Origin of the sequence: Snuella sedimenti, from assembly GCF_016428595.1 — a bacterium.
In the GTDB taxonomy this organism is placed as follows: Bacteria; Bacteroidota; Bacteroidia; order Flavobacteriales; family Flavobacteriaceae; genus Snuella; species Snuella sedimenti.
Genome location: NZ_JAELVQ010000001.1, coordinates 11,658 through 33,898, shown reverse-complemented (window position 1 = coordinate 33,898; position 22,241 = coordinate 11,658). Strand labels below are relative to the sequence as shown.

General features: G+C 35.2%; 19 protein-coding genes. 10 read left to right on the top strand and 9 right to left on the bottom strand.

Annotation, left to right across the window (positions count from 1 at the left end; translation table 11 throughout):
- The first annotated feature begins 36 nt into the window (after window positions 1-36).
- The 3 genes from JF259_RS00150 to JF259_RS00140 all read left to right on the top strand — a co-directional run bounded on the left by JF259_RS00150 (window position 37) and on the right by JF259_RS00140 (window position 2,952).
- Window positions 37-1,821: a peptide MFS transporter gene (locus JF259_RS00150; protein ID WP_199111851.1), complete on the top strand. Its 1,785-nt coding sequence runs from the start codon at window positions 37-39 to the stop codon at window positions 1,819-1,821.
- Between the two features lie 113 nt (window positions 1,822-1,934).
- A complete protein-coding gene (locus tag JF259_RS00145) occupies window positions 1,935-2,399 on the top strand; it encodes a thioredoxin family protein (protein WP_199111849.1) in 465 nt (154 codons plus the stop codon).
- 1 nt (window position 2,400) lies between these two features.
- Window positions 2,401-2,952, top strand: coding sequence for a thioredoxin family protein (locus JF259_RS00140; RefSeq protein ID WP_199111847.1), 552 nt, complete (start codon window positions 2,401-2,403; stop codon window positions 2,950-2,952).
- Between the two features lie 167 nt (window positions 2,953-3,119).
- Here the strand turns inward: JF259_RS00140 and JF259_RS00135 are convergent, their stop codons facing one another.
- From JF259_RS00135 to surE, 5 genes are read right to left on the bottom strand one after another with little or no spacing between them, the layout of a single operon-like run.
- Window positions 3,120-5,159 carry a ComEC/Rec2 family competence protein gene (locus JF259_RS00135; RefSeq protein ID WP_199111845.1) on the bottom strand — a complete coding sequence of 680 codons (2,040 nt, stop codon included), beginning with the start codon at window positions 5,157-5,159 and terminating at the stop codon, window positions 3,120-3,122.
- A gap of 23 nt (window positions 5,160-5,182) precedes the next feature.
- A complete protein-coding gene (locus JF259_RS00130) occupies window positions 5,183-5,743 on the bottom strand; it encodes a C40 family peptidase (protein ID WP_199111843.1) in 561 nt (186 codons plus the stop codon).
- A 4-nt stretch (window positions 5,744-5,747) separates the two neighbouring features.
- On the bottom strand, window positions 5,748-6,869 hold the full coding sequence (gene lpxB / locus JF259_RS00125; protein ID WP_199111841.1) for a lipid-A-disaccharide synthase: 1,122 nt from the start codon (window positions 6,867-6,869) through the stop codon (window positions 5,748-5,750).
- A 9-nt stretch (window positions 6,870-6,878) separates the two neighbouring features.
- Window positions 6,879-7,166, bottom strand: a complete 288-nt coding sequence (locus JF259_RS00120) for a hypothetical protein (RefSeq protein ID WP_199111839.1) — start codon at window positions 7,164-7,166, stop codon at window positions 6,879-6,881.
- Complete coding sequence (gene surE / locus JF259_RS00115; RefSeq protein WP_199111837.1) at window positions 7,159-7,935, bottom strand: 5'/3'-nucleotidase SurE; 777 nt, start codon at window positions 7,933-7,935, stop codon at window positions 7,159-7,161. Before surE ends, JF259_RS00120 begins: the two co-directional genes overlap by 8 nt.
- A gap of 216 nt (window positions 7,936-8,151) precedes the next feature.
- Between surE and JF259_RS00110 the strand changes: the two genes are divergently transcribed.
- Window positions 8,152-10,287 (top strand): carboxy terminal-processing peptidase, encoded by a 2,136-nt coding sequence (locus tag JF259_RS00110; RefSeq protein ID WP_199112609.1) that lies wholly within the window; start codon window positions 8,152-8,154, stop codon window positions 10,285-10,287.
- Window positions 10,288-10,294: 7 nt separating this feature from the next.
- Window positions 10,295-11,389, top strand: a complete 1,095-nt coding sequence (locus JF259_RS00105; protein WP_199111835.1) for an ABC transporter permease — start codon at window positions 10,295-10,297, stop codon at window positions 11,387-11,389.
- 17 nt (window positions 11,390-11,406) lie between these two features.
- Here the strand turns inward: JF259_RS00105 and JF259_RS00100 are convergent, their stop codons facing one another.
- From JF259_RS00100 to JF259_RS00085, 4 genes are all read right to left on the bottom strand, one after another.
- The gene (locus tag JF259_RS00100; RefSeq protein WP_199111833.1) at window positions 11,407-13,542 is read right to left on the bottom strand and encodes an FKBP-type peptidyl-prolyl cis-trans isomerase; all 2,136 of its coding nucleotides are present in this window, start codon (window positions 13,540-13,542) and stop codon (window positions 11,407-11,409) included.
- 1 nt (window position 13,543) lies between these two features.
- Window positions 13,544-15,304 (bottom strand): hypothetical protein, encoded by a 1,761-nt coding sequence (locus JF259_RS00095; RefSeq protein ID WP_199111831.1) that lies wholly within the window; start codon window positions 15,302-15,304, stop codon window positions 13,544-13,546.
- Window positions 15,305-15,384: 80 nt separating this feature from the next.
- Window positions 15,385-15,996, bottom strand: coding sequence for a ribosome biogenesis GTP-binding protein YihA/YsxC (gene yihA / locus JF259_RS00090; protein ID WP_199111829.1), 612 nt, complete (start codon window positions 15,994-15,996; stop codon window positions 15,385-15,387).
- Between the two features lie 21 nt (window positions 15,997-16,017).
- The gene (locus JF259_RS00085; protein ID WP_199111827.1) at window positions 16,018-16,782 is read right to left on the bottom strand and encodes an alpha/beta fold hydrolase; all 765 of its coding nucleotides are present in this window, start codon (window positions 16,780-16,782) and stop codon (window positions 16,018-16,020) included.
- Window positions 16,783-17,075: 293 nt separating this feature from the next.
- Here JF259_RS00085 and mraZ point away from each other — a divergent pair, with 293 nt between their 5' ends.
- Genes mraZ through JF259_RS00060 form a run of 5 tightly spaced genes read left to right on the top strand, consistent with a single transcriptional unit; the run spans window position 17,076 to window position 22,238 of the window.
- Window positions 17,076-17,546, top strand: a complete 471-nt coding sequence (gene mraZ / locus JF259_RS00080; protein WP_199111825.1) for a division/cell wall cluster transcriptional repressor MraZ — start codon at window positions 17,076-17,078, stop codon at window positions 17,544-17,546.
- Complete coding sequence (gene rsmH / locus JF259_RS00075; protein ID WP_199111823.1) at window positions 17,533-18,429, top strand: 16S rRNA (cytosine(1402)-N(4))-methyltransferase RsmH; 897 nt, start codon at window positions 17,533-17,535, stop codon at window positions 18,427-18,429. Before mraZ ends, rsmH begins: the two co-directional genes overlap by 14 nt.
- Before the next feature lie 14 nt (window positions 18,430-18,443).
- The gene (locus JF259_RS00070; RefSeq protein WP_199112607.1) at window positions 18,444-18,761 is read left to right on the top strand and encodes an FtsL-like putative cell division protein; all 318 of its coding nucleotides are present in this window, start codon (window positions 18,444-18,446) and stop codon (window positions 18,759-18,761) included.
- A gap of 58 nt (window positions 18,762-18,819) precedes the next feature.
- Window positions 18,820-20,778 (top strand): penicillin-binding protein, encoded by a 1,959-nt coding sequence (locus JF259_RS00065; RefSeq protein WP_199112605.1) that lies wholly within the window; start codon window positions 18,820-18,822, stop codon window positions 20,776-20,778.
- A complete protein-coding gene (locus JF259_RS00060) occupies window positions 20,775-22,238 on the top strand; it encodes a UDP-N-acetylmuramoyl-L-alanyl-D-glutamate--2,6-diaminopimelate ligase (RefSeq protein ID WP_199111821.1) in 1,464 nt (487 codons plus the stop codon). Before JF259_RS00065 ends, JF259_RS00060 begins: the two co-directional genes overlap by 4 nt.
- The last annotated feature ends 3 nt before the right edge of the window (window positions 22,239-22,241 follow it).

Genomic DNA, 22,241 nt, shown 5'->3' with positions numbered 1-22,241 from the left:
ATGGAATCTTTTAATTATAACCATTAAAATTCTTTTATGAATACTGATATCGAAAATCTTTTTAAAGATAAAGTCATTGGTCATCCGGCAGGCTTATTTGTACTGTTCTTTACCGAAATGTGGGAGCGCTTTTCCTTTTATGGCATGCGTATATTGTTAGTGTTGTTTTTAACAGCACCGTTTGCAAGTGAAAACCCTGGTTGGGAATGGCCAAGGGAACATGCCCTAGCGTTAATTGGTACCTATGCATCTCTGTTATATTTAACGCCTATCGTAGGTGGTTGGATTGCAGATAAGATTACGGGGTACAGACTGGCAGTTGTAATTGGGTGTACTATTATGACACTGGGACATGCAGCTATGGCTTTGGAAACAACTGCAACATTTTATTTGGGATTGGCTTTATTGGTGATTGGAACTGGTTTTTTTAAACCGAATATAACATCTATAATATCAGAAATGTATAAGGGCAAGGAATCTAAAAAAGATGGGGCTTATACTATTTTTTATATGGGGGTAAATGCAGGAGCCTTTTTTGGGATGATGCTTTGTGGGTATTTGGCAGAAAACTACGGGTGGTCTTGGGGTTTTGGTTTGGCTGGGATTTTTATGTTCTTAGGGATGTTACAATTTTGGTTGGCTGGAAGTTTATTTGGATCCATAGGAGCTAAGCCAAATAAAGTATATGAAGTCGAATTACTTCAAAATATTAATGAGAAAAATACTGCTATAAATGAAGATAGAGATGTTGCTGAAAAGTTAAACCCATTTACATTATTTGATAAAATATTAATAGTGCTTTCGTCAGTTGGTGGGTTGCTTTATTTATTTAATGATCCTCTTGAGAAAATTGAAGGGACTAGTTTGGCGCCATTCAAAATTGGTAATTTAGATGGTTCTAGCGTAGTTGTTTTAACTGCTTTGTGTTTATTCTTAATTTTACTTGTGACAAGAATAGCAAGATATATTCCGGTAGTAAGGGATCGTATCATTGCAGTGTCTGTTTTTGGACTTTTTACAGTGTTCTTTTTTGCATTTTTTGAGCAATCATTGGGATCCATGACACTATTTGCAAGGGATTATACCAATAGAAGCTTAGTGGGTAATTCAGCTATGGTTTTTAAAGTAATTGATGCTTTATTAACTACGGTGCCTCTTATTATAATTACATGGGTACTTATTTTACTGTCAAAGAAGACTTTTTCTAAAATAGGCTTGTCTAATATTGTTTTGTCAATTGCCTTTATTGGGATTTGGTTTTTAGTGATTTTTAGATTGATTAACAAATTTTCTGAAGCAGGAAATGAAATTGAGGCAACTTGGTTTGGAATTTTAAATTCATTTTTCATTATTACGTTGGCACCATTGTTTTCAAAATGGTGGGAGAGTAAATATAATCCGAGTGCAGCTATGAAATATGGGTTAGGACTCATATTGTTAGGGGTAGGTTTTGCTGTGTTATCTTTTGGAGCTTCCGAGATTCCATCTGGAGCAAAGACAGCTTCTGTTAGCATGATTTTTTTAATATTGGCTTACTTATTCCATACTATGGGTGAGTTGTGTTTGTCACCTGTTGGTTTGTCCTATTTAAGTAAGTTGGTGCCTGCAAGAATGATTGGTTTTATGTTTGGAGTTTGGTACCTGGCTATTGCAGTAGGGCAAAAAGCTGCTGGAACAATGGGGGGTATGATCGATAAGATTTCCGAACAATACTCATTGGGGACCTTCTTTTTGATATTTACCTTAGTGCCTATAGGGGTTGGGACAATTTCAATACTTTTGAATCCTGTACTTAAAAAACTGATGCACGGAATACGTTAATCGATAAAATCGTTAAAATAAACTCAAAAAGCCCCTGTTTAGGGGCTTTTTTTGTAAGTTAGGAGCGAACTTTGCAACATAAGAGTTGGTTTGTTAGTTCAAAAAAAATAAACATGAAGAAAGTCTTACTTGCGCTATTGTTAATCGTTTTTGTGTCAACTACAAGTTTTTCCCAGGAATTGACTTGGCATACAGATATGAACAAGGCGTCTGAAATAGCTATGAAAGAGAAGAAACCAGTATTGATGTTCTTTACAGGATCCGACTGGTGTGGTTGGTGTAAAAAACTTCAAAAGGAAGTTTTTCAAACGCAGGATTTTGAAGTTTGGGCCAAGGATAATGTAGTTTTAATGGAATTGGATTTTCCAAGACGAACACCCCAGGAACAATCCGTTAAGGTTCAAAATTACCAATTACAGAAAATTTTTAAAGTAAGAGGTTACCCTACTGTCTTTTTTGTAAATCCAGAAAAGAAGCCCGATGGTAAAATGAATTTGAATAGCTTAGGGAAGACCGGATTTGTTCGCGGCGGTGCCCAACAATGGTTGTCAGTAGCAAATAATATTATAAAAAAATAGCATGATGAAACGAATAGGATTTACGCTTATATTGGCTTTGTTGACTTTGGTTACGTCCAAAGCACAGGAAATTAATTGGGTAACACTTCAAGAAGCTGTAGCGCTACAGAAGAAAAACCCAAAAAAGATAATGATAGACATGTACACCAATTGGTGCGGGCCTTGTAAAATGTTGGATAAAAATACGTTTCGCAATGAGGATGTAGCCAATTATGTAAACAAACATTATTACGCCGTAAAGTTTAATGCAGAAGGTAATGATGTAGTTGCTTTTAAGGATAGGACATTTAAAAATCCGGGTTATAAGCCTGAAAATGCCAATAGACGCAATTCGCCTCACGAGTTGTCCCGTTATTTTCAAATCACGGCTTACCCAACCATTGTGTTTTTAGATGAAAAAGGGGAATTGATTGCTCCAATAAAAGGCTATAAAAAACCACAAGATTTGGAGCTGTATTTAAAGCTATTTAAAGCAGATGCGCATAAAGACATGGATACACAGGAAAAATTCAATGCTTACTACAAAGCTTTTAAACCTGAGTTTCAAGGATAATATTTAGAGACTGTTTAAATTCCACCTTTTGGTTTTGTTATGCCCCTTTTTTCACCACTTTTCGTTATGAAAATCCTCATTTAGCGCTGCTAAAATCCGGTTTTAAAGCCTTAATTGGCAAAAAAATGACCTATAACAAATTTCAAAAACGAATTTTAAACAGTCTCTTAATAGTTTATAATAAAAGCTCCCTTTTTGCCAGTATTGTGAAAAGGGAGTTTTCGTTTCTTACATATGTGTTTCCAGTGCGCTGTATAGGATTTATAATTGCTGCCATCAGCAATAATGTATTTGGGATTTAAAGAGTCAATTAAACGGTTTAAATTTAATTGCGGCGACTGCCGTAACAATACATAATCAGGCTTAAATGATTTTATATTATAGACACTTAAGCTGTCAATAACTAGTAATATCTTGTTATTCAAAATATAAACAGATTGGAGGCTGTCGGTTTCCAATTCGTCAATATGACTTCCCGTTGTGTAGTCAGCAATGGGCTTTATGGAAGGAGAAGGTGTGTTCTTAATATCATGAGCGATAATGGTTTTGTTTTTTAGCGTATTCGCCAGTAAGGTTTGTCGACTTTTATGGAATATAACAAATTGGTGTTTCGGTATGTTATACGTAGTATAAATATAAGATAATTGAAAGCAAGCAATAGCAGTTAGGAGCCAAACAAAACGCTTATAAGTTCTTTTGCAAAAGCTGTTTATTAATGCAATTAGTAAAAAGTAGGCACAGATCAGGAATAGAAAATTAAATGAGATAGATGTAATTATAAAACGATCTTGTTGAGATAAGAATCTAACAAAACGGTTCATAAAATCTATCATGTTGGCAAATAAGGATGCATAAAAATCCGGAAGTATATTTAATAAAGCCATCACAATAAGCAGTATGCCCAAGCCTAGTATAATGCCTAAAAAAGGAACAATAACTAAGTTTGACACAAAGAATAATCCCGGAAACTGGTGAAAGTAAAATAGGCTAAGAGGTAAGATGCCTAACTGTGCCGATAGTGTTACGGTTAAGGTGTGCCATAATGTGTCAATTATTCGGTATCGAGGCTGCCAAAGCTTGTACAGCAACGGGTCAATGCTTACAATGGAAAATACTGCTAAATAACTTAGCTGGAAACCGACATCAAACAAAAACATGGGTTTTATAAGTAGTATAATGAACATACTTATCGCAAGTGTGTTAAATATGTTAGTAGGCCTTTTAAGGTTTATGGCGATAGCAACAATACTAAACATAGTTACAGCTCTTGTTACAGAAGCGGATAGTCCTGCAATGATGGCAAAACACCATAAGATACACACAAGAATGACAGTCTTTGCTAGTTTCCCATGCTTAAAAGTTTCCAATGGTTTTAATATAAAACTGAGAATTAGCAAAATAATGCCAACGTGTAAGCCGGAAACTGCTAAAATGTGTATCGCTCCTGCATTGACGTAATCGGAGTATATAGAGTCATCGATATCTTGGCGCTGACCCAAAAGCAAGGCATTGATAATAGCCAGTTCACCTGGTTTAAAAGTATATGCTTTAAGCTTTGTGTTGATATGTTCTCTAATACTGTTTGCTATTCCTAATAGTGTGTGTGGTTTGGATCTGACAGGTAAAAGCCATTTTTTATTGGTAAAGATTTGATGGTAGATGTATTTCTTTTTTAAATAAGATCTATAGTTAAATTGATAAGGGTTTAGTGGTTTAGGAATGGTTTTAAAGTTAGTTCTGGAAATAAGAATGTCATCCACTTTAAGTTTGTGGGATACAGAATCTTTTTCAATGTTCAAAAGGGACTTGCCCTTGACTCCGGTAGAATCTATTTTTAAAATCTCTACGATGTATTTTTCATGATAATTTGTAGGTTTAAGAACCTCTCGAACCTTAAAGGTGATGGTTTGAAGTGAATCTTCTTTAGTCCTAATGTATTTTGAGTAGTGGTCGGTATTAAATTGGGGATTGTTAAAGTTTATTGTAAGTATGCCTATAGCAATCATAAGCAAAAAGGTGACAGAGCCAAACCAAATGGTTCTGGTAAACCGATTTTTAATAATAAAATATATAATGATGAGTGCCCCCAACAGCGTAAGGGTAAGCATTAAGCTTATTGCAATTGAAAGGGACAACGCATAACCAATAAGGATACCTGTAATAAGGCAACATGTTAACTTAATTATTGTAAAGTTAAGTAGTTTCATAAGTTTGTAAGATAAAAAATATCTTACAAAATCCTGCGTGCTTCAACAAAAGATGTTTTCCAATAATTTTCAGTTAAGGACGAAACAATAACGCCTCTTTGGGTTGTTGCGTGAATGAACTTAATGTTTTTGTTGTTTGAGGTTATTACCAAACCTACATGATTAATGGTGTTTCTTCTGTTTTGGGTTTTAAAGAATAATAAATCGCCATTTTTAACCTTATTTAAAGGAACTTCATTGCCTTTTTTAGCCATATCACGCGAAATTCTTGGAAGTAGAATGTTGGAGGCTCTAAAAGATTCAAACACCAGTCCCGAGCAATCCATGCCGTTTTTTGTGGTGCCGCCCCATTTATACCGTACCCCTTCAAATTGCTTGGCATAAGTAATAATGGTTTCAGCTTTTGAAGCCGATGTATCTATTTTTAAGGAATCTATAGCCGCAGCTTTTTTGTGGCCGGTAAAAGGTCGGTCTATAGCAGAAGGTGCAATAATTATTTTAGAGGTCACTTTTTTTTCTTGTTTGCTAGACTTACAACTACCTGTAAGCAAAGTAATGAACGCTATGAAAATAAGCCTCTTCATTTGTTTAATCTGATGTGTTAAGCGTATTAAAAATTAATTCAGCAGTTTTTTTACTGGCACCTTTGCCTCCTAATATTTTTTCCAATTCGTAATAGTCTAAAAATATTTTAGAACGCACAGTTGGGTTTAAAATGCGATCCATTTCTTTCTTCAGTCTTTTTTTGTTAAAATCATTTTGGATAAGTTCGGTAACAACCTCTTTATCCATGATTAGATTAACCAATGATATGAACTTTAAAGTAATGATTCTTTTGGCAATATGATAAGAAAGCCAGCTGCCTTTGTAACAAACAACCTGAGGGACTTTAAATAAAGCGGTTTCTAATGTAGCTGTTCCCGAAGTAACTATTGCGGCATAAGAAATGCTTAAAAGGTCATAGGTTTTATTTGCAACAAAACCAATGTTGGACTTGTTAATAAAGGTTTTGTAAAATTCGAAATCTTGACTTGGTGCCCCAGCTATTACAAATTGGTAGTCTTTATAATTGTCTGCCAAGCTAAGCATGAGTGAGAGCGTCTTTGTTATTTCCTGTTTTCGGCTACCGGGCAAAAGTGCAATAATGGGCTTATCGTTGAGTAAGTGCTTTGTTCTAAATTCGAATTCATCAATTTGAACCCTATCAGAAATCGCATCAATTAAAGGGTGACCGACAAAATTAACATCGTATTGGAATTGTTCCTTATAAAATGCTTTTTCAAAAGGGAGTATAACATACATGGCATCGATATCCCTTTTTATAGCATGTACACGATTGGCTCTCGACGCCCAAACTTGAGGTGAAATATAATAGTTGGTTCTAAATCCTTTTGCTTTAGCCCATTTAGCAATGCGTAAGTTGAAACCCGAATTGTCAATAAATATAATAACGTTAGGATTAAAGGCTTCAATGTCGTGCTTACATAGAGAAATATCTTTAAAAATCTTAGATACGTTTTTAATGACTTCGGCAAACCCCATGAAAGACCGTTCTTTGTAATGTTTTACCAAAATGCCACCAACAGCCTGCATTAAGTCACCACCCCAAAAACGAAAATTAGCATTAACATCTTCTTTTGATAAGGCTTTCATTAAATTGGCGCCATGTAAATCGCCTGATGCTTCGCCGGCTATAATGTAGTACTTCATTAATAATACTTAAATAAGTTTAAAGACAAAGGTGAAAACAGCAATAAGTACCGTAATTAATAGAACCCCTCTAGCACGGTAATCCTGTTTCTTTTTTATAAAGATAAAAAAAGCAATCAGATTCAAAATAGCACCCAAGCTAATTAGTTTACCTAAGAAACCTTCAGTAGCTGCAGCTTTTATTACCGTTATAAAATCGTTGTCATTACCTAACAACGTTGCGGTTAATATGAGTCCAATGACATTGGCTATCAAGCCAACCATAAGTCCTATAAAGATATCTTTCTTTTTAAGCATTTAAATTCCAGTTGTTTAAATTTTGAATGTAATCATGGGCGGTTAAATCAAATTGTGTCGGAACCACAGAAACATAGCCGTTTTCTAAGGCCCATTCGTCTGTGTCTTCCCCATGATCTAAGTTGACAAACTTTCCAGTAAGCCAGTAATAGTCTTTGCCTTGTGGGTTTTTACGTTTGTCGAATTCTTCAACCCAATTGGCTTTGGCTTGTCTGCATACCTTAATGCCTTTTATATCCTTACTAGGAATATTAGGAATGTTAACATTTAAAATAACACCGTCTGGTAAACCGTGTTCTAAAACCTGTTCTGTTATTTTTTTTACATAGGGCTTTGTGGCTTCAAAATTAGCATGCCATTTATAGTCGAGTAATGAAAAACCAATAGCGGGAATGCCTTCAATACCAGCCTCTATGGCGGCGCTCATAGTTCCTGAATAAATGACATTTATGGAAGAATTAGAGCCGTGGTTGATGCCCGAAACACATAAGTCAGGTTTACGATCTAGTATTTCGCGTATAGCCAATTTAACACAGTCGGCAGGCGTTCCGGAACAACTGTATTCCGGTTGCGAGTCATTGCCAAGTTTAACCTGTTGGACATATAGTGTAGAATCGAGTGTAATGGCGTGTCCCATACCGCTTTGTGGGCTGTCGGGAGCAACTACTACCACATCGCCAATGGTATTCATAATGTCTATAAGTGTTCGTATTCCTGGGGCATTAATGCCGTCGTCGTTAGTAATTAATATAAGCGGTCTTTTTGTCATATATATCCTTAAAATACAGCGTTGCTAAAATACATAATTTCCTTTGTAAACACCCTATTTCTTTGGTTTAACAAAAAATTAGGTGGACAAATCTTTATTGGCATGGATTTTTCTTTATTTTAGTGCAAAATAAATTGATGGTTTTAGGGAGATAAGTAATATTAAAGTTTTACGACCTAAATATGGTAAAGAAATAGTTAAGAGATGAAGAAAATTATGAAAAGGAATTATAAAGTATTATTGTTGGTTTTTATGTTGGCATTTGCCTCATGCAGTTTTACAGCCAAGACGTTTAGTGATCCAGATAAAGATAAGTTGTTAATGCAAGTAATTACGTTTGTTTTACAACAAGGACATTTCGATCCAATTGAAATTAATGATGATTTTTCTGCTGATTTCTTTGAGGACTATATTGGGATTACCGATCCGGCCAAACGTTATTTTTACCAGTCAGATATTGAAGAGTTCGAAAAGTTTAAGTTAGATATTGATGACCAGGTAAAGGTTGCGGATATTTCATTTTTTAATTTAGTGAATTCAAGGTTGCTGCAGCGTATAGAAGAAGTAAAGAAAATATATAAAGAAGTGCTGTCTAAGCCGTTCGATTATTCTATAGATGAAACATTCGATACAAATTATGAGAATAGCGATTTCGTAAAGAATAAAAAGGAAATGAAAGAACGCTGGAGAAAACAGCTTAAGTTTTCTACACTTTCTTATTATGACGATATATACAATCAAGAAACGCGCGCTAAGGAAAAAGACGCTTCCCATGTCATGAAAACTGAAATAGAGATAGAAAAAGAAGCTAGGGAAGCTACCTTAAAATCGATTGACATCTATTTTAATGACAATATTGATGATTTACAAAGAGAAGATTGGTTTGCCGTTTACGTAAATACCATTGTTGAAGAGTTCGATCCGCATACGTATTATTTGGCTCCAAGAGGCAAAGAAGATTTCGATCAACGCATGTCAGGAAAATTAGAAGGTATTGGAGCGAGGCTGCAAAAGCGAATGGATTATATAAAAGTTGTTGAGTTGATTTCAGGCGGGCCTGCTTGGAGGGGTAAAGAACTAGAGGTTGAAGATGTGATATTGAAAGTAAAGCAAGAAGATGAAGAGTTTCCTGTAAACATTGTAGGGATGCGAATTAATGATGCCATAAAGTATATTAAAGGCCCCAAAGGAACAAAAGTAACCTTAACAGTTAAAAAAGTAGATGGTACCATAAAAGATATCACCATTACTAGGGATGTTGTGGAGATTATGGAAACCTACGCAAAATCTTCGGTAGTTAAAAAGGATGAGAAAACATTTGGAGTAATTAATTTGCCAGCATTTTACGTAGACTTTCAAGATTACAAGAAATTAAATGCGGCCAAAGATGTAAAAGCAGAAATTGAGCGCCTAAAAGCTGAAGGTATGGAAGGCCTTGTGTTGGACTTACGCAATAATGGAGGTGGATCATTGCCTGCTGTTGTGGATATGGCAGGTTTGTTTATAAAAGAAGGACCTGTGGTGCAGGTTCGCAGTACCGGTAGAGCGAAAGAGGTTTTAAAAGATAGGGATAAATCGATAGCTTGGGACGGGCCTTTGGTTATTTTGGTTAATGAAATCTCGGCTTCAGCTTCAGAAATAATGGCTGCTGCTATGCAGGATTATAAGCGTGCTATTGTTATAGGTAGCAAGCAAACTTATGGAAAAGGAACTGTACAAAATGTTATTAATCTAAATAATATGCTTCAAAATAATACAAGTGGAGATTTAGGAGCTCTTGCTTTAACCACACAAAAGTATTACCGAATTAGTGGGGGGTCTGTGCAGCTAGAAGGTGTTAAAAGTGATGTTAAAGTGCCGGGGCGTTTTAGTTTTATAGAAGTAGGGGAAAAAGATAAAGACAACCCTTTGCCTTGGGATGAGATTGATGCTGCTGATTTTGTGCCATGGGAAAACTATTTCGACTACGAGAATACCATTAGTAAAAGTAAAGACCGAATGGGGCATAATGAACAATTAAGACTTATTGAAGAGAATGCTAAGTGGGTAAAAAATAAAATTGATGAAACGGTTTTTTCTTTAAACTATAAGAAGTATAAAGCCGATATGGAATTAAGTGAAGAAGAAGCGAAGCGTTTTGATGCTATTTCAGATTACAAGACGAACTTAACATTCGATTCTACGACGTATGAAAAATCCCTTTTTGAGCAAGATACTACCGATTTAAAAGAAAAAAGAGAGCGTTGGCATGAGAGCTTAAGTCGAGATGTTTATATAGAAGAAGCTTTAAATGTTTTGACAGATTTAAAAATGTCTTATGCAGTTAAAAAAGTAGCGACTATAAAAGAATAGGTTTCTAATGATTCAAAAATCCAATTCGCTAAAACATTTAGCGCTCCAAAAGTTTAAAAAGAACTTTTGGGGCGTTTTTAGTTTTTGTTTTATTGTATTGGTTGGTTTGGTTGCGGTATTCGCTTATACGATATCTCCGGATAATTCGAGGTATGCCAATCAAATGCATTTGGCTATTCACTCAAAGCCACCGGGTTTTAAAATTAACATGCTCGTGATGCCATCACAGTTAAATATAGAGCAAAGTGGCTTTAACAAGTTGTTTTTTGGTGATATTAATGCTGTTACTGAAATCCCGATTTCCGAGTTTAGTGTAAAGGGGGATACATTGACCTATACCGAGTATGCGTCTGATGGTTTGAAGGGGCAAGAGAAGGTTGTTGACCTGTCCGAATTTTACGATTACAATATAGCCGATTTTATTAAGGAGAGAACTTTTTATTTTGGGACAGATAAATATGGTCGAGATTTGCTAAGCCGTGTGCTTGTAGGGACACGTATTTCTTTTTTTATAGGCTTTGTTGCGGTTTTTATATCCCTCGTTATTGGAGTGTTTATGGGGAGTATTGCTGGTTATTTTGGAGGAAAGCTTGATGCACTTGTTATGTGGATTATAAATGTTACCTGGTCCATACCCACACTGTTGCTTGTTATAGCCATAACATTAGCCTTGGGAAAAGGGTTTTGGCAAGTCTTTATTGCTGTTGGTTTGACCATGTGGGTAGAAGTTGCTAGAGTGGTGCGCGGTCAAATAATAAGTGTTAAGGAGATGCAATATGTAACAGCCGCTAGGGCTTTAGGTTTTGGTGATTTTAGAATAATTACCAAGCATATTTTGCCAAACATTATGGCTCCTGTTATCGTTATATCGGCAGCTAATTTTGCGGCGGCTATCTTAATAGAAAGCGGGCTGAGTTTTTTGGGCATAGGAGCACAACCACCTATGGCAAGTTGGGGGGCGATGATAAAAGATCATTACAACTACATTATACTAGGAAAACCTTATTTGGCGCTTATACCGGGGTTTTGTATCATGGCTATCGTAATGGCTTTTATGATGGTTGGAAATGCTTTAAGAGATGCTTTTGATGTAAAAGGTTAATGAGGTGAGACTTTGAGTTAGTTTTCTGAAATTTCTAATAATTCAATCTCATAAATTAAAACCGAAAAGGGTTCTACTATTCCCATTTTGCTATTTCCGTAAGCTAGTTGATGTGGGATAAAAAATTTGTATTTAGAACCAACATTCATTAATTGTATGCCTTCTGTCCACCCTTTTATAAGATCTTTTATGTTTAGTTCTGTTGGTTTGCCACTTTTAATAGAGCTATCTATAATATCTCCTGAAATAGTGGTTCCATGATAATGTACTTTTACTCTAACATCAGCAGACTCAGGTTTTTTTCCTTCACCTTGTTTTAAAATAATATACTGTAGTCCTGAAACCGTGGTTTGCACACCTTTTTTTGTTTTGTTTTCTTTCAAGAAGTTTTCACCATTAATTTTATTGGTGTTGGATTTTATTTTTGAAAAAAAAGTCTTAGGGTTTTTTAAAAATTTTATAGCATTTTCATTTTTTGGGTTTAACTCTAAAGATTTTTTAAAAGCTTGTGTGGCTTCATCTATTCTATTTGCTTTTGCTAAGCATTCACCGTAGCTATCATATGTGTTCCATGCGTTAGGGTGAAATTCTATATTGAGTTTGAAAATTTTTAAAGCGTCTTCAGTATTTTTTTTATCTGTTAAGTAATAGTATCCTAGACGATTAATGGCGTCTTCTGATAAATAAAAATCCTTACCAATAGGGTTTTTCGATTTGCAATAGGCAATAATGTCATCTATAGTTTTATTATCTTTAATTAGTTTGAATAGTGCGTCAGTTTGATGAGTCACATAATTAAATTTGCCTCTTTTTTTATCGTTATCCCATGTGGACTTTATGCTTCCATCTTCAAAATAGGTTTTGTTTATTCCAATAGGTTTACCAGCCTTGTAATGTTCAATCCTATGTAGTTTGCCACTATCATAAAAAGATTTCACAATGCCTTCTTCATAGCCATCTACAATATTAGCTTCATAAATAATAACTCCAGCAGCATTTGCTCTTTTAATATAACCATTGCCTTTTTTTAGCTTGCTAATTTTTATTTTATTGCCATTAATATCTACCTGTTCTAATAGTTCCATGGCTTTGCCATTTTCATAGGTTATATTAATATGTCTTTTTCCGTTTGATTTGAAATAATAAGCACGCTCTCCGTTAAGTTTGCCATCTGCATTTAGATATTCCCAATGGTTTAAATTTCCGTTCTCATAATAATATTTTTGAGGTCCTTGTTTTTTGCCTTTTACATAATTTTCCTCAGATAATTTAGTGCCATTTTCGTAATAACTTGTTTTTACCCCTTCAAGATAACTTGCTATCTTAGTATCATAACTAGGCGTATTATTATAAGTGTATGTAGAACTTACTTTTCCATTAGTATAATAATTAATCCACTTTCCTTTTTTCTTATCATTTTCAAAATTCCCTTCGGTAGATAATATTCCTCTAAAAAAGTACTTATAGTGACCATTTTTTTTACCATTAACATAAATGTAAATCATGTAGAGCTCTCCTGTTGTTGTATTATAATGTTTTTGTTCTTTTGTTTTTTTTCCGTATTGATCATAATAATTTGTTTGATGTAATTTCCCTTTAGCATCAAACCATTCATAAAATCCGTTAACATATCCGTTTTTCTGTGTCCCCGATTGAATTAGCACTCCTTTTTTGTTATAGCGTTTAATAAACCCCTCTTTTTTACCATTTTTATACTCTTGCACCCATTCTTTTTCTCCAGAATCGTAATACGATGTCTTTACGCCACTTCTACCTGTTATGTCTTTAAAGTTACCATATTTGTCAATTTTATCGCTTACTTCTATATCTACAATTATAGATGATATTTCATCTATTCTGCTATCATTAGGTTCTGCTTCCTCTAAAAACTGATTAAGTAATTTTTTTGCTTTGTTAACATTAATATCACTATTGTAATGCGCTTTGGCTTCTAAATAGATAATTTGGGCATTGGTGTCGCCACCCAACTGTTCTTTAGCTTTGTCCAGTAATGTAAATACTTGTGTGTAATTTTTTTTGCTGTATTCTTGCTGGGCTTTTTTAAAAAAAGCTTTTGCAAGCGTTAGGTTTTGTGCGCTGGCAGAAGTGCTAATTGTAATAGCTGCGATAAAGAGTATCGTTTTAAAATTCATTTTAATTATCTGTTTTAGTCCAAGGGTCTTTTTTGGTTTTGGTTGAGTCAGTTTTTTTAGTAGTATTACCCCAATAATCTATTTTCTTTTTGGGTTTTGATTCTTCAGATTTAAAATAGTCTACCTTAGATTTTTTAGTAGTTTCTTTTGTGTTAAAATAATCAATTTTTTTTGTCTCTTTTCGTTCAGCTACTTCGCCAGTCCAATAATCTGTATGGTTTGAATCTACAATTTTGTCATTTAAAAAGATAATGTTGTTATTGTTTGATGGTATTGCAGACGAAAATTTATGATTATATACAACATTGCTCATATGTTGTGTTAAACTATTTACCATTTTATCTACTGTGGTTTCAGCGTTTAAAAACGTAATTTCATATTTAGATTGGTCAAGTGTAATATGGTTGTTTATTATGTTTTGTTTTATATCTTCAAAATAGGGGTAAGTGCCATTTGAAAAAGGAAAAACTGCCATTACTGGCGAAAAATAAACCGTGGCCTGTTCCATATTAAGTTTAATATCCATTTCAGGGTATTTGGCATAGTCGTAATAGCGGTCATAGCCTTTTTTTGTATAGGCATAAATAATATATATAGGTTCAAAGGATGAGCCATCTAAGTTGTAGGTGCTTTTGTTTTGTTTTTTAATGAAGAATTCTTTTCGTTTGTTAACAATATCTTGCACTTCTTTTATGTAGCGGTCTGCTTGCCTGTAAAAGTCTTGTTCGCGTTTTTTTTCATTTTCAATTCTTTGCTCTCTTAAAGCTATAGCACGTTCTCTGGCTTCACGCTGTTTTTGCTTTCTGTCTATCATTGTGCTAAATAATGATTTGAGTTGGTCTGCTGCTTGATCAATTTGAGAAAAACTTTGCTGGTAAAGCGCATTATTTCGAGACATAATATTAGATACGTTATATGAGGCCGAAGGTGAGTAGTTGTATGATGTTTTAGCTTTAGAGTTTGAGGTTACAGCCGATACTTTAGATGTGCTTTTTTTGGTGCTAGTGCTTGTTAATACAATGCCTTTGGAGCTAGATTGATTTTCTTTTTTAATTTTATCTTCTGCTTCTTTTTCTTTTTTAGATATTTTTTCTTTTAAATTTTTTATAGAGATTTCAGTAATTGTTTTTTCTCTTGTATTAGGGGCAAGTTTTAATGCTTTTTTTAGAATTTGTAGTTTGTCTTCAAGATTTTCAGTGTTTCCAGCATTAAACATTAAGTTGGTGTATTTTTTTGCATCTAGTTTCTTTTTTTCAAAAGCTTCTATTTTTGATGATAAAAGCATACTCATGCCATATTCAGCATTTTTGAAAGACACAGAAAACTTATCCAAATTTTTGTTGTATTCAGTATTTTTTGAAGCAATTGTAACAGTTTCCCCAAAACAGCCTAAATCATATTTGTCTAAAACATAAGAGAGTACTTTGGAGGTAACAGGCGCATAGTTAAATCGAAAATCGGCATCTACTCTTGTAAGAGACATTTTATATTTGTTAAAGTCTGAGATGCCTAAATCGTTCGGAGTATACGTTTTTCCATTGTATTTTACCTTTGTTATATTCAAGTCTTTATAACCAAAAGCCATTATAGCGTCGCCATAACAGTTTCCAAAGGCATATACCATAGTTACGGTTCCTAAAAAACCATTTTTACTTTCAGGGTTGAGGTTTACAACTTGAGTATAGGTTTCTGTTCGATTCGCTTGGGAGAAACTAATGTTTGCATATAAGATACAAGATAAGAGAAGGTGTTTTATTTTCATCGAACACGGTTTAATAGATTTAAGCGCAACATAAATATACAAAAAGAATATAAGTTCTGTTTTTAAAACAGTCTCTAATTCTAGTTTTGGCTTAATTCCATATTCTCATTCAATTCATCAATATATTTCAATACTTCGTCTTTCCCTATGTTTTTTGATGAGGATGTAACAAAATGATTAGGCATTTCTTCCCAAGTCTCTAAAAGGATGTTTTTGTACACTTCTATATGGTTTTCAATTGCATTGGGTTTTAGTTTGTCGGCTTTAGTGAATATGATGCTAAAAGGAATGCCGTTTTCGCCAAGCCATTGCATGAATTCAAGATCAATGGGTTGAGGTGTATGTCTAATGTCAACTAATACAAAAGCTGTAACCAGTTGCTGCCGAAAACTAAAATATTGCGTAATAAATTTTTGAAAGGTTTTTTTGGAGCTTTTGGAAACCCGGGCGTAACCATAACCAGGCAGGTCTACCAAGTACCAGTTCTTATTAATTAAAAAATGATTGATAAGTTGTGTTTTTCCTGGTCTACCCGATGTTTTTGCTAAGCTCTTTTTGTTGGTTAACATGTTAATGAGTGATGATTTGCCAACATTACTACGGCCAATAAAGGCGTATTCCGGTAGGGGGGCTTTAGGGCATTTGGCCACATCGGAATTGCTCATTACAAATTCGGCAGATTTAATATGCATGTATTGGAACTTTTGTTGAAATTATAATCTTTTTTCTTTTAACCACGCATCCATAAGCGCGTTGAATGTTTCAGGGTGTTCCATCATGGCTGCATGCCCGCATTTATCAATCCAGTATAAATCCGAATTGGGTAATAGACTGTTAAATTCTTCAGCGACTTCTGGCGGTGTTACGGTGTCATTTTTTCCCCATATAATGCATGTTGGTAAATGCATGTTGGGTAAGTCCTTGGCCATATTATGTCGTATAGCGCTTTTTGCTATAGCAAGGGTTTTTATAAGCTTGTTTCTATCATTAACAGTTGTGTAAACTTCGTCAACAATTTCCTTGGTAGCTATTGCTGGATCGTAGAATACTTCTTGAGCCTTTTTTTTGATAACATCATAATCACTGCGCTTGGTGTAACCGCCTCCCATAGCACTTTCATAAAGACCAGAGCTGCCAGTTATAATCAAGGCTTTTACTTTTTCAGGAAAAAGTTTGGTGTGGTATAAACCTATATGTCCTCCTAGTGAATTGCCTAGTAAAATAACATCTTTGTAACCTTTAAATTCAATAAAATCGTATAAATATTTTGCGAAACTTTTTACATTGGTTTTAAGCAGTGACATAGAGTAGATAGGTAACTCTGGAATGATGATTTTATACCCTTTAGCGCTGAAAAAATTTAAAACAGAATCAAAATTACTCAATCCACCCATAAGACCATGTAGTACTATAATTGGTGTGCCTTCTCCAGCTTCTACATAACTATAATTTCCTTCTTTTTTTAGTCTGTCTGTCATTAATAAGTTGATCATTGCATTAAAAACAAATATAGTTATTTCATTGATATTTCAAGTACTTTAATTAGATCTGTAAAAATAATTGCTAAAAAAATAATGTTAATAAGTCCTTCCTTTTAAAGTGTCGTGTTTAACCTATTGATAATTAGAGGGTGTAGTGTTTGTAAGGGGTAGAAAACGAGGTGAATGGGTATTTAGTCGAAAAATTATCAACAAAGTGGTATAAAGTGGTAAAATGTGGTAAAATTTTCAATATATTTGAAAAACTAACGCAATAGCTTTAACCAATCGCATTGGATTCATTAATAGGAACATACGAGTGTAAGGTAGACGCAAAAGGCAGACTTATGATGCCCGTTGCGCTTAAAAAGCAATTGTCCCCAGTGTTGGAGGAGGGTTTTGTGTTGCGCCGTTCGGTCTTTCAAAAGTGTTTGGAGTTGTATCCTATGGCGGAATGGCAGGTGCTAATGCAAAAAATAAACAAGTTAAATAAGTTTAAGAAAAAGAATAACGATTTTATCCGTCGTTTTACAGCAGGAGTTAAAATGGTTGAGGTTGATGTTAATGGACGTTTGTTGATACCTAAAGATTTAACTGTCTTCGCAAATATTTCTAAAAACATAGTGGTTGCTTCGGCAATTAACATTGTTGAGATATGGGATAAGGACTTATATGAACAAGCTATTGATGATGCGGCTGATGACTTTGCGGAATTGGCAGAAGAAGTAATGGGACAAGATGATGAAGATTATGGAATATCATAACCCGGTATTATTAAAGGAAACTGTAGATGGTTTGGCAGTAAAGCCAAATGGGACGTACGTGGATGTGACTTTTGGGGGTGGCGGACATAGTAGGGAGATATTGAGTCGCTTGGGGGAAGAAGGGCGGTTGTTTGCTTTTGATCAAGATCAAGATGCTTTAAAAAATGCCATTGATGATAGTCGGTTTGTGCTGATTAATGAGAATTTCAGATATATAAAGCGTTTTTTGAAGTTTTATGGGGTGAGGGAAGTTGATGGGATTTTAGCTGATTTTGGTGTGTCGTCGCATCAATTTGATGTGGCAGAACGTGGCTTTTCAACACGGTTTGAGGCGAACTTGGATATGCGGATGAACCAGCAAAATGAGTTGTCGGCTTTTCATGTGGTGAATGAGTATGAGGAAGAAAGGTTAAAGCAGGTGTTTTTGCAATATGGAGAGTTAAGGGCTGCGTCGGCAATGGCTAGGGTAATTGTCGCGCATCGTGAGCAAGAACCGATTGTGACCAGTGAGCAATTAAAAACGGTGTTGAAGAAGTTTTTGCCGCCTCGACATGAAAATAAAGTATTGGCGCAAATTTACCAAGCAATTCGTATTGAGGTGAATCAGGAAATTCAAGTTTTGAAGGAGTTTTTGGAGCAAACACCAGAAGTGTTAAAAGTAGGTGGACGACTAAGTGTTATTTCGTACCACTCGCTCGAAGATAGGTTGGTGAAGCGCTTTATTAGGAATGGCATGTTTGAAGGTGAGCCGGAACGTGACGTCTTTGGGAATTTTGAGGTGCCACTAAAAAAGGTGAATGGTTTAATTGTGCCGTCTAAAGAAGAAATAGCGATTAATGGCCGAGCTAGAAGTGCTAAACTTAGGGTGGCTGAAAAGATATAATTGATAATATGGCGATAAAAAGAAATATATATAACATATTAAAAGGTACTTTTTTGGTTAGTGATGATGCGTTTAAAAATTGGCGTTTCATCATTTTTATTTCTGTTTTGGCATTGGTTATGATCGCCAGTTCGCATAGTGTTGATAAAAAAGTATATGAGATAGCGCGACTCAATAATGAGGTGAAGGAAATGCGATCGGCTTTTGTGGATGGACGCTCAAAATTTATGCGTCTTAAGATGGAGTCTAATATTATTGTAGAGATGAAAGATAAGGGATTGGAGCCTTCGGTAGTTCCGCCAAAAAAAATAATGGTTAAATCACAAAATTAAGAACTTGGCAGTACACGAGAAAGGCATATTGAATAGATCGTATTTCGTAGCAGGATGCATGTTTGTCTTTGGTGTTGCTGTTGTGTTTAAGTTGTTGAGTATTCAATTAGTGCAAGGTGACAAGTACAGGGCGTTAGCAGAAAAACGGGCTGTTAAAAATGTGGTTATTCCAGCGAATAGAGGTAATGTGTATGCCGATGATGGTAGTTTGTTGGCAACCTCAGTACCTAAATACAATATTGCCATTGATGCGGTGACCTCTTCAACTAAGATTTTTGAGGCAAACATTAAGTCTTTGTGTGATTCACTTGCTAATTACTTGGGGAAGCCCTCTGCATATTATCAAAAAGCAATACGAAAAGCGCGCGCAAATGGAAACCAATACTATTTGTTGGTTAGGGATATAAATTACACCGATTATTTGCGTTTTCGAAGTTTTCCGTTACTAAAATTGGGAGCTAATAAAGGAGGTTTAATTGTTAATCAGCAAACAAAAAGAGAGTTTCCTATGGGGGAAATAGCTCAGCGTTCTATTGGTTATGAACGCTTTGATGAAGATGGACATGTAACAAGAGCTGGTATTGATGGGGCTTTTGGGGTTAAATATTTAAGGGGGACAGACGGTAGGCGTTGGAAGCAAAAAATAGGAAAAGGGGAGTGGAAGCCAATCACTGATTTTAATCAAGTGGAGCCTAAGGATGGCTATGATGTTTATACTACTATTAATGTTAATATCCAGGATATTGCACATCACTCTTTACTTGGCCAATTGCAGTTTTATGAAGCTGAACATGGTTGTGTTGTTGTGATGGATGTAAAAACAGGAGAGGTTAAGGCAATATCTAATTTGGCTAAAACAAGTCAGGGTAATTATTATGAAAAACGAAATTATGCAGTATGGGAATCTCATGAGCCAGGGTCTACATTTAAGGTAATGGCACTTATGGCTGCTTTGGAAGATAAGGTTGTAGATACTGCTGCTGTTGTTGATACCAAAAAAGGGGTGAAACGCTTTTATGGAAGAAATATTTTCGATTCTCATCATGGAGGATATGGTAAGATCTCAGTAGCCAGAGCTTTAGAAGTATCATCAAACATTGGATTGGCAACTATAATTGATGAAAATTATTCTAAAGAACCGGAAAAATTTATAAAACGTATAAAAAGTTGGAATCTGCATAAGTCCTTGGGAGTTTCAATTATGGGAGAGGGAGAGCCAGATGTTCCAGAGCCTGGGGATAAAAAGTGGAGTAAAAATGCATTGCCATCCATGGCCTATGGTTATAATTTGAGTTTAACACCGTTGCAGACACTTACTTTTTATAATGCGATCGCTAATAATGGAGAGATGGTTAAGCCTAGGTTTATAAAAGCAGTAAAGGAGTTTGATAAAGAAATAGAGGTTTTTGATAAGGAAATTATTAATGGGAAGATCTGTTCTGATAAAACGCTAAGCGAAATAAAAGAGATACTTAAGAACGTAGTGGAAAGGGGGACGGGTTCGAGATTGTATTCTCCGGACTTTTCAATGGCAGGAAAGACAGGAACGGCTCAAACAGAGTACTGGATGGAGGATTGGAAGGAAAACAAAAGATATGTGTCGTCCTTTGCGGGGTATTTCCCAGCTGAAGACCCTAAGTATTCTTGTATTGTAGTTATTCATAAGCCAAGTATTAAAAAAGGATATTACGGAGCAGATGTTTCTGGGCCTGTGTTTAAAAGAATTGCGCAAAAAATATTTACAGATACACCTATAATAGATGAGGTGCAGTCGCTAGAGGTTAAAAATGCCTTAACAGAAAAAGAGCATGATAATTTTTATCAGACGGCTAATATGTATAAAACTATTATGCCCAATGTTGTAGGTATGCCTGCTATGGATGCATTAGCACTTTTAGAAAACATGGATGTTAAGGTTAAAGTAAAGTTAGATGGGGCTGGTGTGGTTAAGAAGCAATCAATAGATAAGGATACAAAGTTAAAGTTTAATCAGTTAGTCGTATTAAAGGCATCATGATGGTGTTAAAAGACATATTATATAGAGTCCCTATAAATGTGGTGGTAGGTAGCACGGGAGTTGAAATTGATACAATTGATTTTGATTCTCGTAATATCACTGCCAATAGTATGTTTGTTGCCATTCGTGGGTATGTGGCCGATGGACATGATTTTATAGAATCGGCGATTAACCAAGGGGCTAGTGTTGTAATTTGTGAAGTTATACCAGAGAAAATGATTGAAGGTGTAACATATGTTGAGGTTGAGGATACAAATAAAGCTTTGGCAATTATAGCTTCTAATTTTTATGGAACACCATCTGAAAACTTAAAACTTGTGGGAGTAACTGGAACCAATGGAAAAACAACCATTGCCAGTTTGTTGTATCAGTTATTTAAAGAAGCGGGTTTTAAAGTAGGTTTGTTGTCTACGGTTAAAATAATGGTGAATGATACGGCGTATAAAGCAACACATACAACGCCCGATTCATTAACGATTAATAAGTACTTAAAGGAGATGAACGATGCCGGGGTTGAATTTTGTTTTATGGAGGTGAGTTCCCATGGGATACATCAAAGCAGGACAGAAGGCTTATGTTTTGAAGGAGGTATATTTACCAATTTGTCCCATGATCACTTAGATTACCATAACACTTTTGCGGAATATAGGGATGTGAAAAAATCGTTTTTTGATGCGTTGCCAAAAAAAGCGTTTGCATTGGTTAATGTAGACGATAAAAACGGTTTGGTGATGCTTCAAAATACCAAGGCCAAGAAATTTACCTATGCATTAAAGAACTATGCCGATTTTAGGGCGCAAATACTAGAAAATCAATTTAGCGGGCTGTTGTTAAAAATCAATGATAGCGAAGTTTGGACTAGACTTATCGGGAGTTTCAATGCCTACAATGTATTAGCTATTTATGCAACAGCAGAACTGTTGGGGCTTGAAAAGGAAGAAATACTTCGTCTGTTGAGCTTGCTGGAAAGTGTAAGTGGCCGTTTTCAATATTTTATTTCAGATGAAAAGATAACGGCTATTGTGGATTATGCGCACACACCCGATGCGCTTAAAAATGTATTGGAGACCATTAATAGTATACGTACCAAAAATGAGGATTTAATAACCGTTGTTGGTTGTGGTGGTGATAGGGATAAGACAAAAAGACCAAAAATGGGACATATAGCTTCGGCATTAAGCACCAAAGTTGTGTTTACAAGCGATAACCCTAGAAGCGAAGAGCCTGAAGTTATTTTAAAAGAGGTTGAGGCTGGCGTTGAGCCCCAAAATTTTAAAAAGATTTTAACTGTTGCAGATAGGAGGCAAGCGATTAAGGTGGCCTGTCAAATGGCACAGCCAAACGACATCATCCTTATAGCGGGTAAAGGGCATGAGACCTATCAGGAGATAAAAGGAGAACGCGTTGATTTTGATGATTACAAGATCGTTCAGGAATTTTTAAAACAATTAGAAAAGTAGTTT

Bases quoted from the DNA above. Each gene is read 5' to 3' on its own strand.
- JF259_RS00145 (WP_199111849.1), top strand. From the start codon at position 1,935: ATGAAGAAAGTCTTACTTGCGCTATTGTTAATCGTTTTTGTGTCAACT.
- JF259_RS00120 (WP_199111839.1), bottom strand. From the start codon at position 7,166: ATGCTTAAAAAGAAAGATATCTTTATAGGACTTATGGTTGGCTTGATA.
- rsmH (WP_199111823.1), top strand. From the start codon at position 17,533: ATGGAATATCATAACCCGGTATTATTAAAGGAAACTGTAGATGGTTTG.
- surE (WP_199111837.1), bottom strand. From the start codon at position 7,935: ATGACAAAAAGACCGCTTATATTAATTACTAACGACGACGGCATTAAT.
- JF259_RS00100 (WP_199111833.1), bottom strand. From the start codon at position 13,542: ATGAATTTTAAAACGATACTCTTTATCGCAGCTATTACAATTAGCACT.
- JF259_RS00140 (WP_199111847.1), top strand. From the start codon at position 2,401: ATGATGAAACGAATAGGATTTACGCTTATATTGGCTTTGTTGACTTTG.
- JF259_RS00130 (WP_199111843.1), bottom strand. From the start codon at position 5,743: ATGAAGAGGCTTATTTTCATAGCGTTCATTACTTTGCTTACAGGTAGT.
- JF259_RS00095 (WP_199111831.1), bottom strand. From the start codon at position 15,304: ATGAAAATAAAACACCTTCTCTTATCTTGTATCTTATATGCAAACATT.
- JF259_RS00105 (WP_199111835.1), top strand. From the start codon at position 10,295: ATGATTCAAAAATCCAATTCGCTAAAACATTTAGCGCTCCAAAAGTTT.
- JF259_RS00135 (WP_199111845.1), bottom strand. From the start codon at position 5,159: ATGAAACTACTTAACTTTACAATAATTAAGTTAACATGTTGCCTTATT.
- yihA (WP_199111829.1), bottom strand. From the start codon at position 15,996: ATGCATATTAAATCTGCCGAATTTGTAATGAGCAATTCCGATGTGGCC.
- JF259_RS00150 (WP_199111851.1), top strand. From the start codon at position 37: ATGAATACTGATATCGAAAATCTTTTTAAAGATAAAGTCATTGGTCAT.
- JF259_RS00085 (WP_199111827.1), bottom strand. From the start codon at position 16,782: ATGACAGACAGACTAAAAAAAGAAGGAAATTATAGTTATGTAGAAGCT.
- JF259_RS00110 (WP_199112609.1), top strand. From the start codon at position 8,152: ATGAAAAGGAATTATAAAGTATTATTGTTGGTTTTTATGTTGGCATTT.
- lpxB (WP_199111841.1), bottom strand. From the start codon at position 6,869: ATGAAGTACTACATTATAGCCGGCGAAGCATCAGGCGATTTACATGGC.
- JF259_RS00060 (WP_199111821.1), top strand. From the start codon at position 20,775: ATGATGGTGTTAAAAGACATATTATATAGAGTCCCTATAAATGTGGTG.
- JF259_RS00065 (WP_199112605.1), top strand. From the start codon at position 18,820: ATGTTTGTCTTTGGTGTTGCTGTTGTGTTTAAGTTGTTGAGTATTCAA.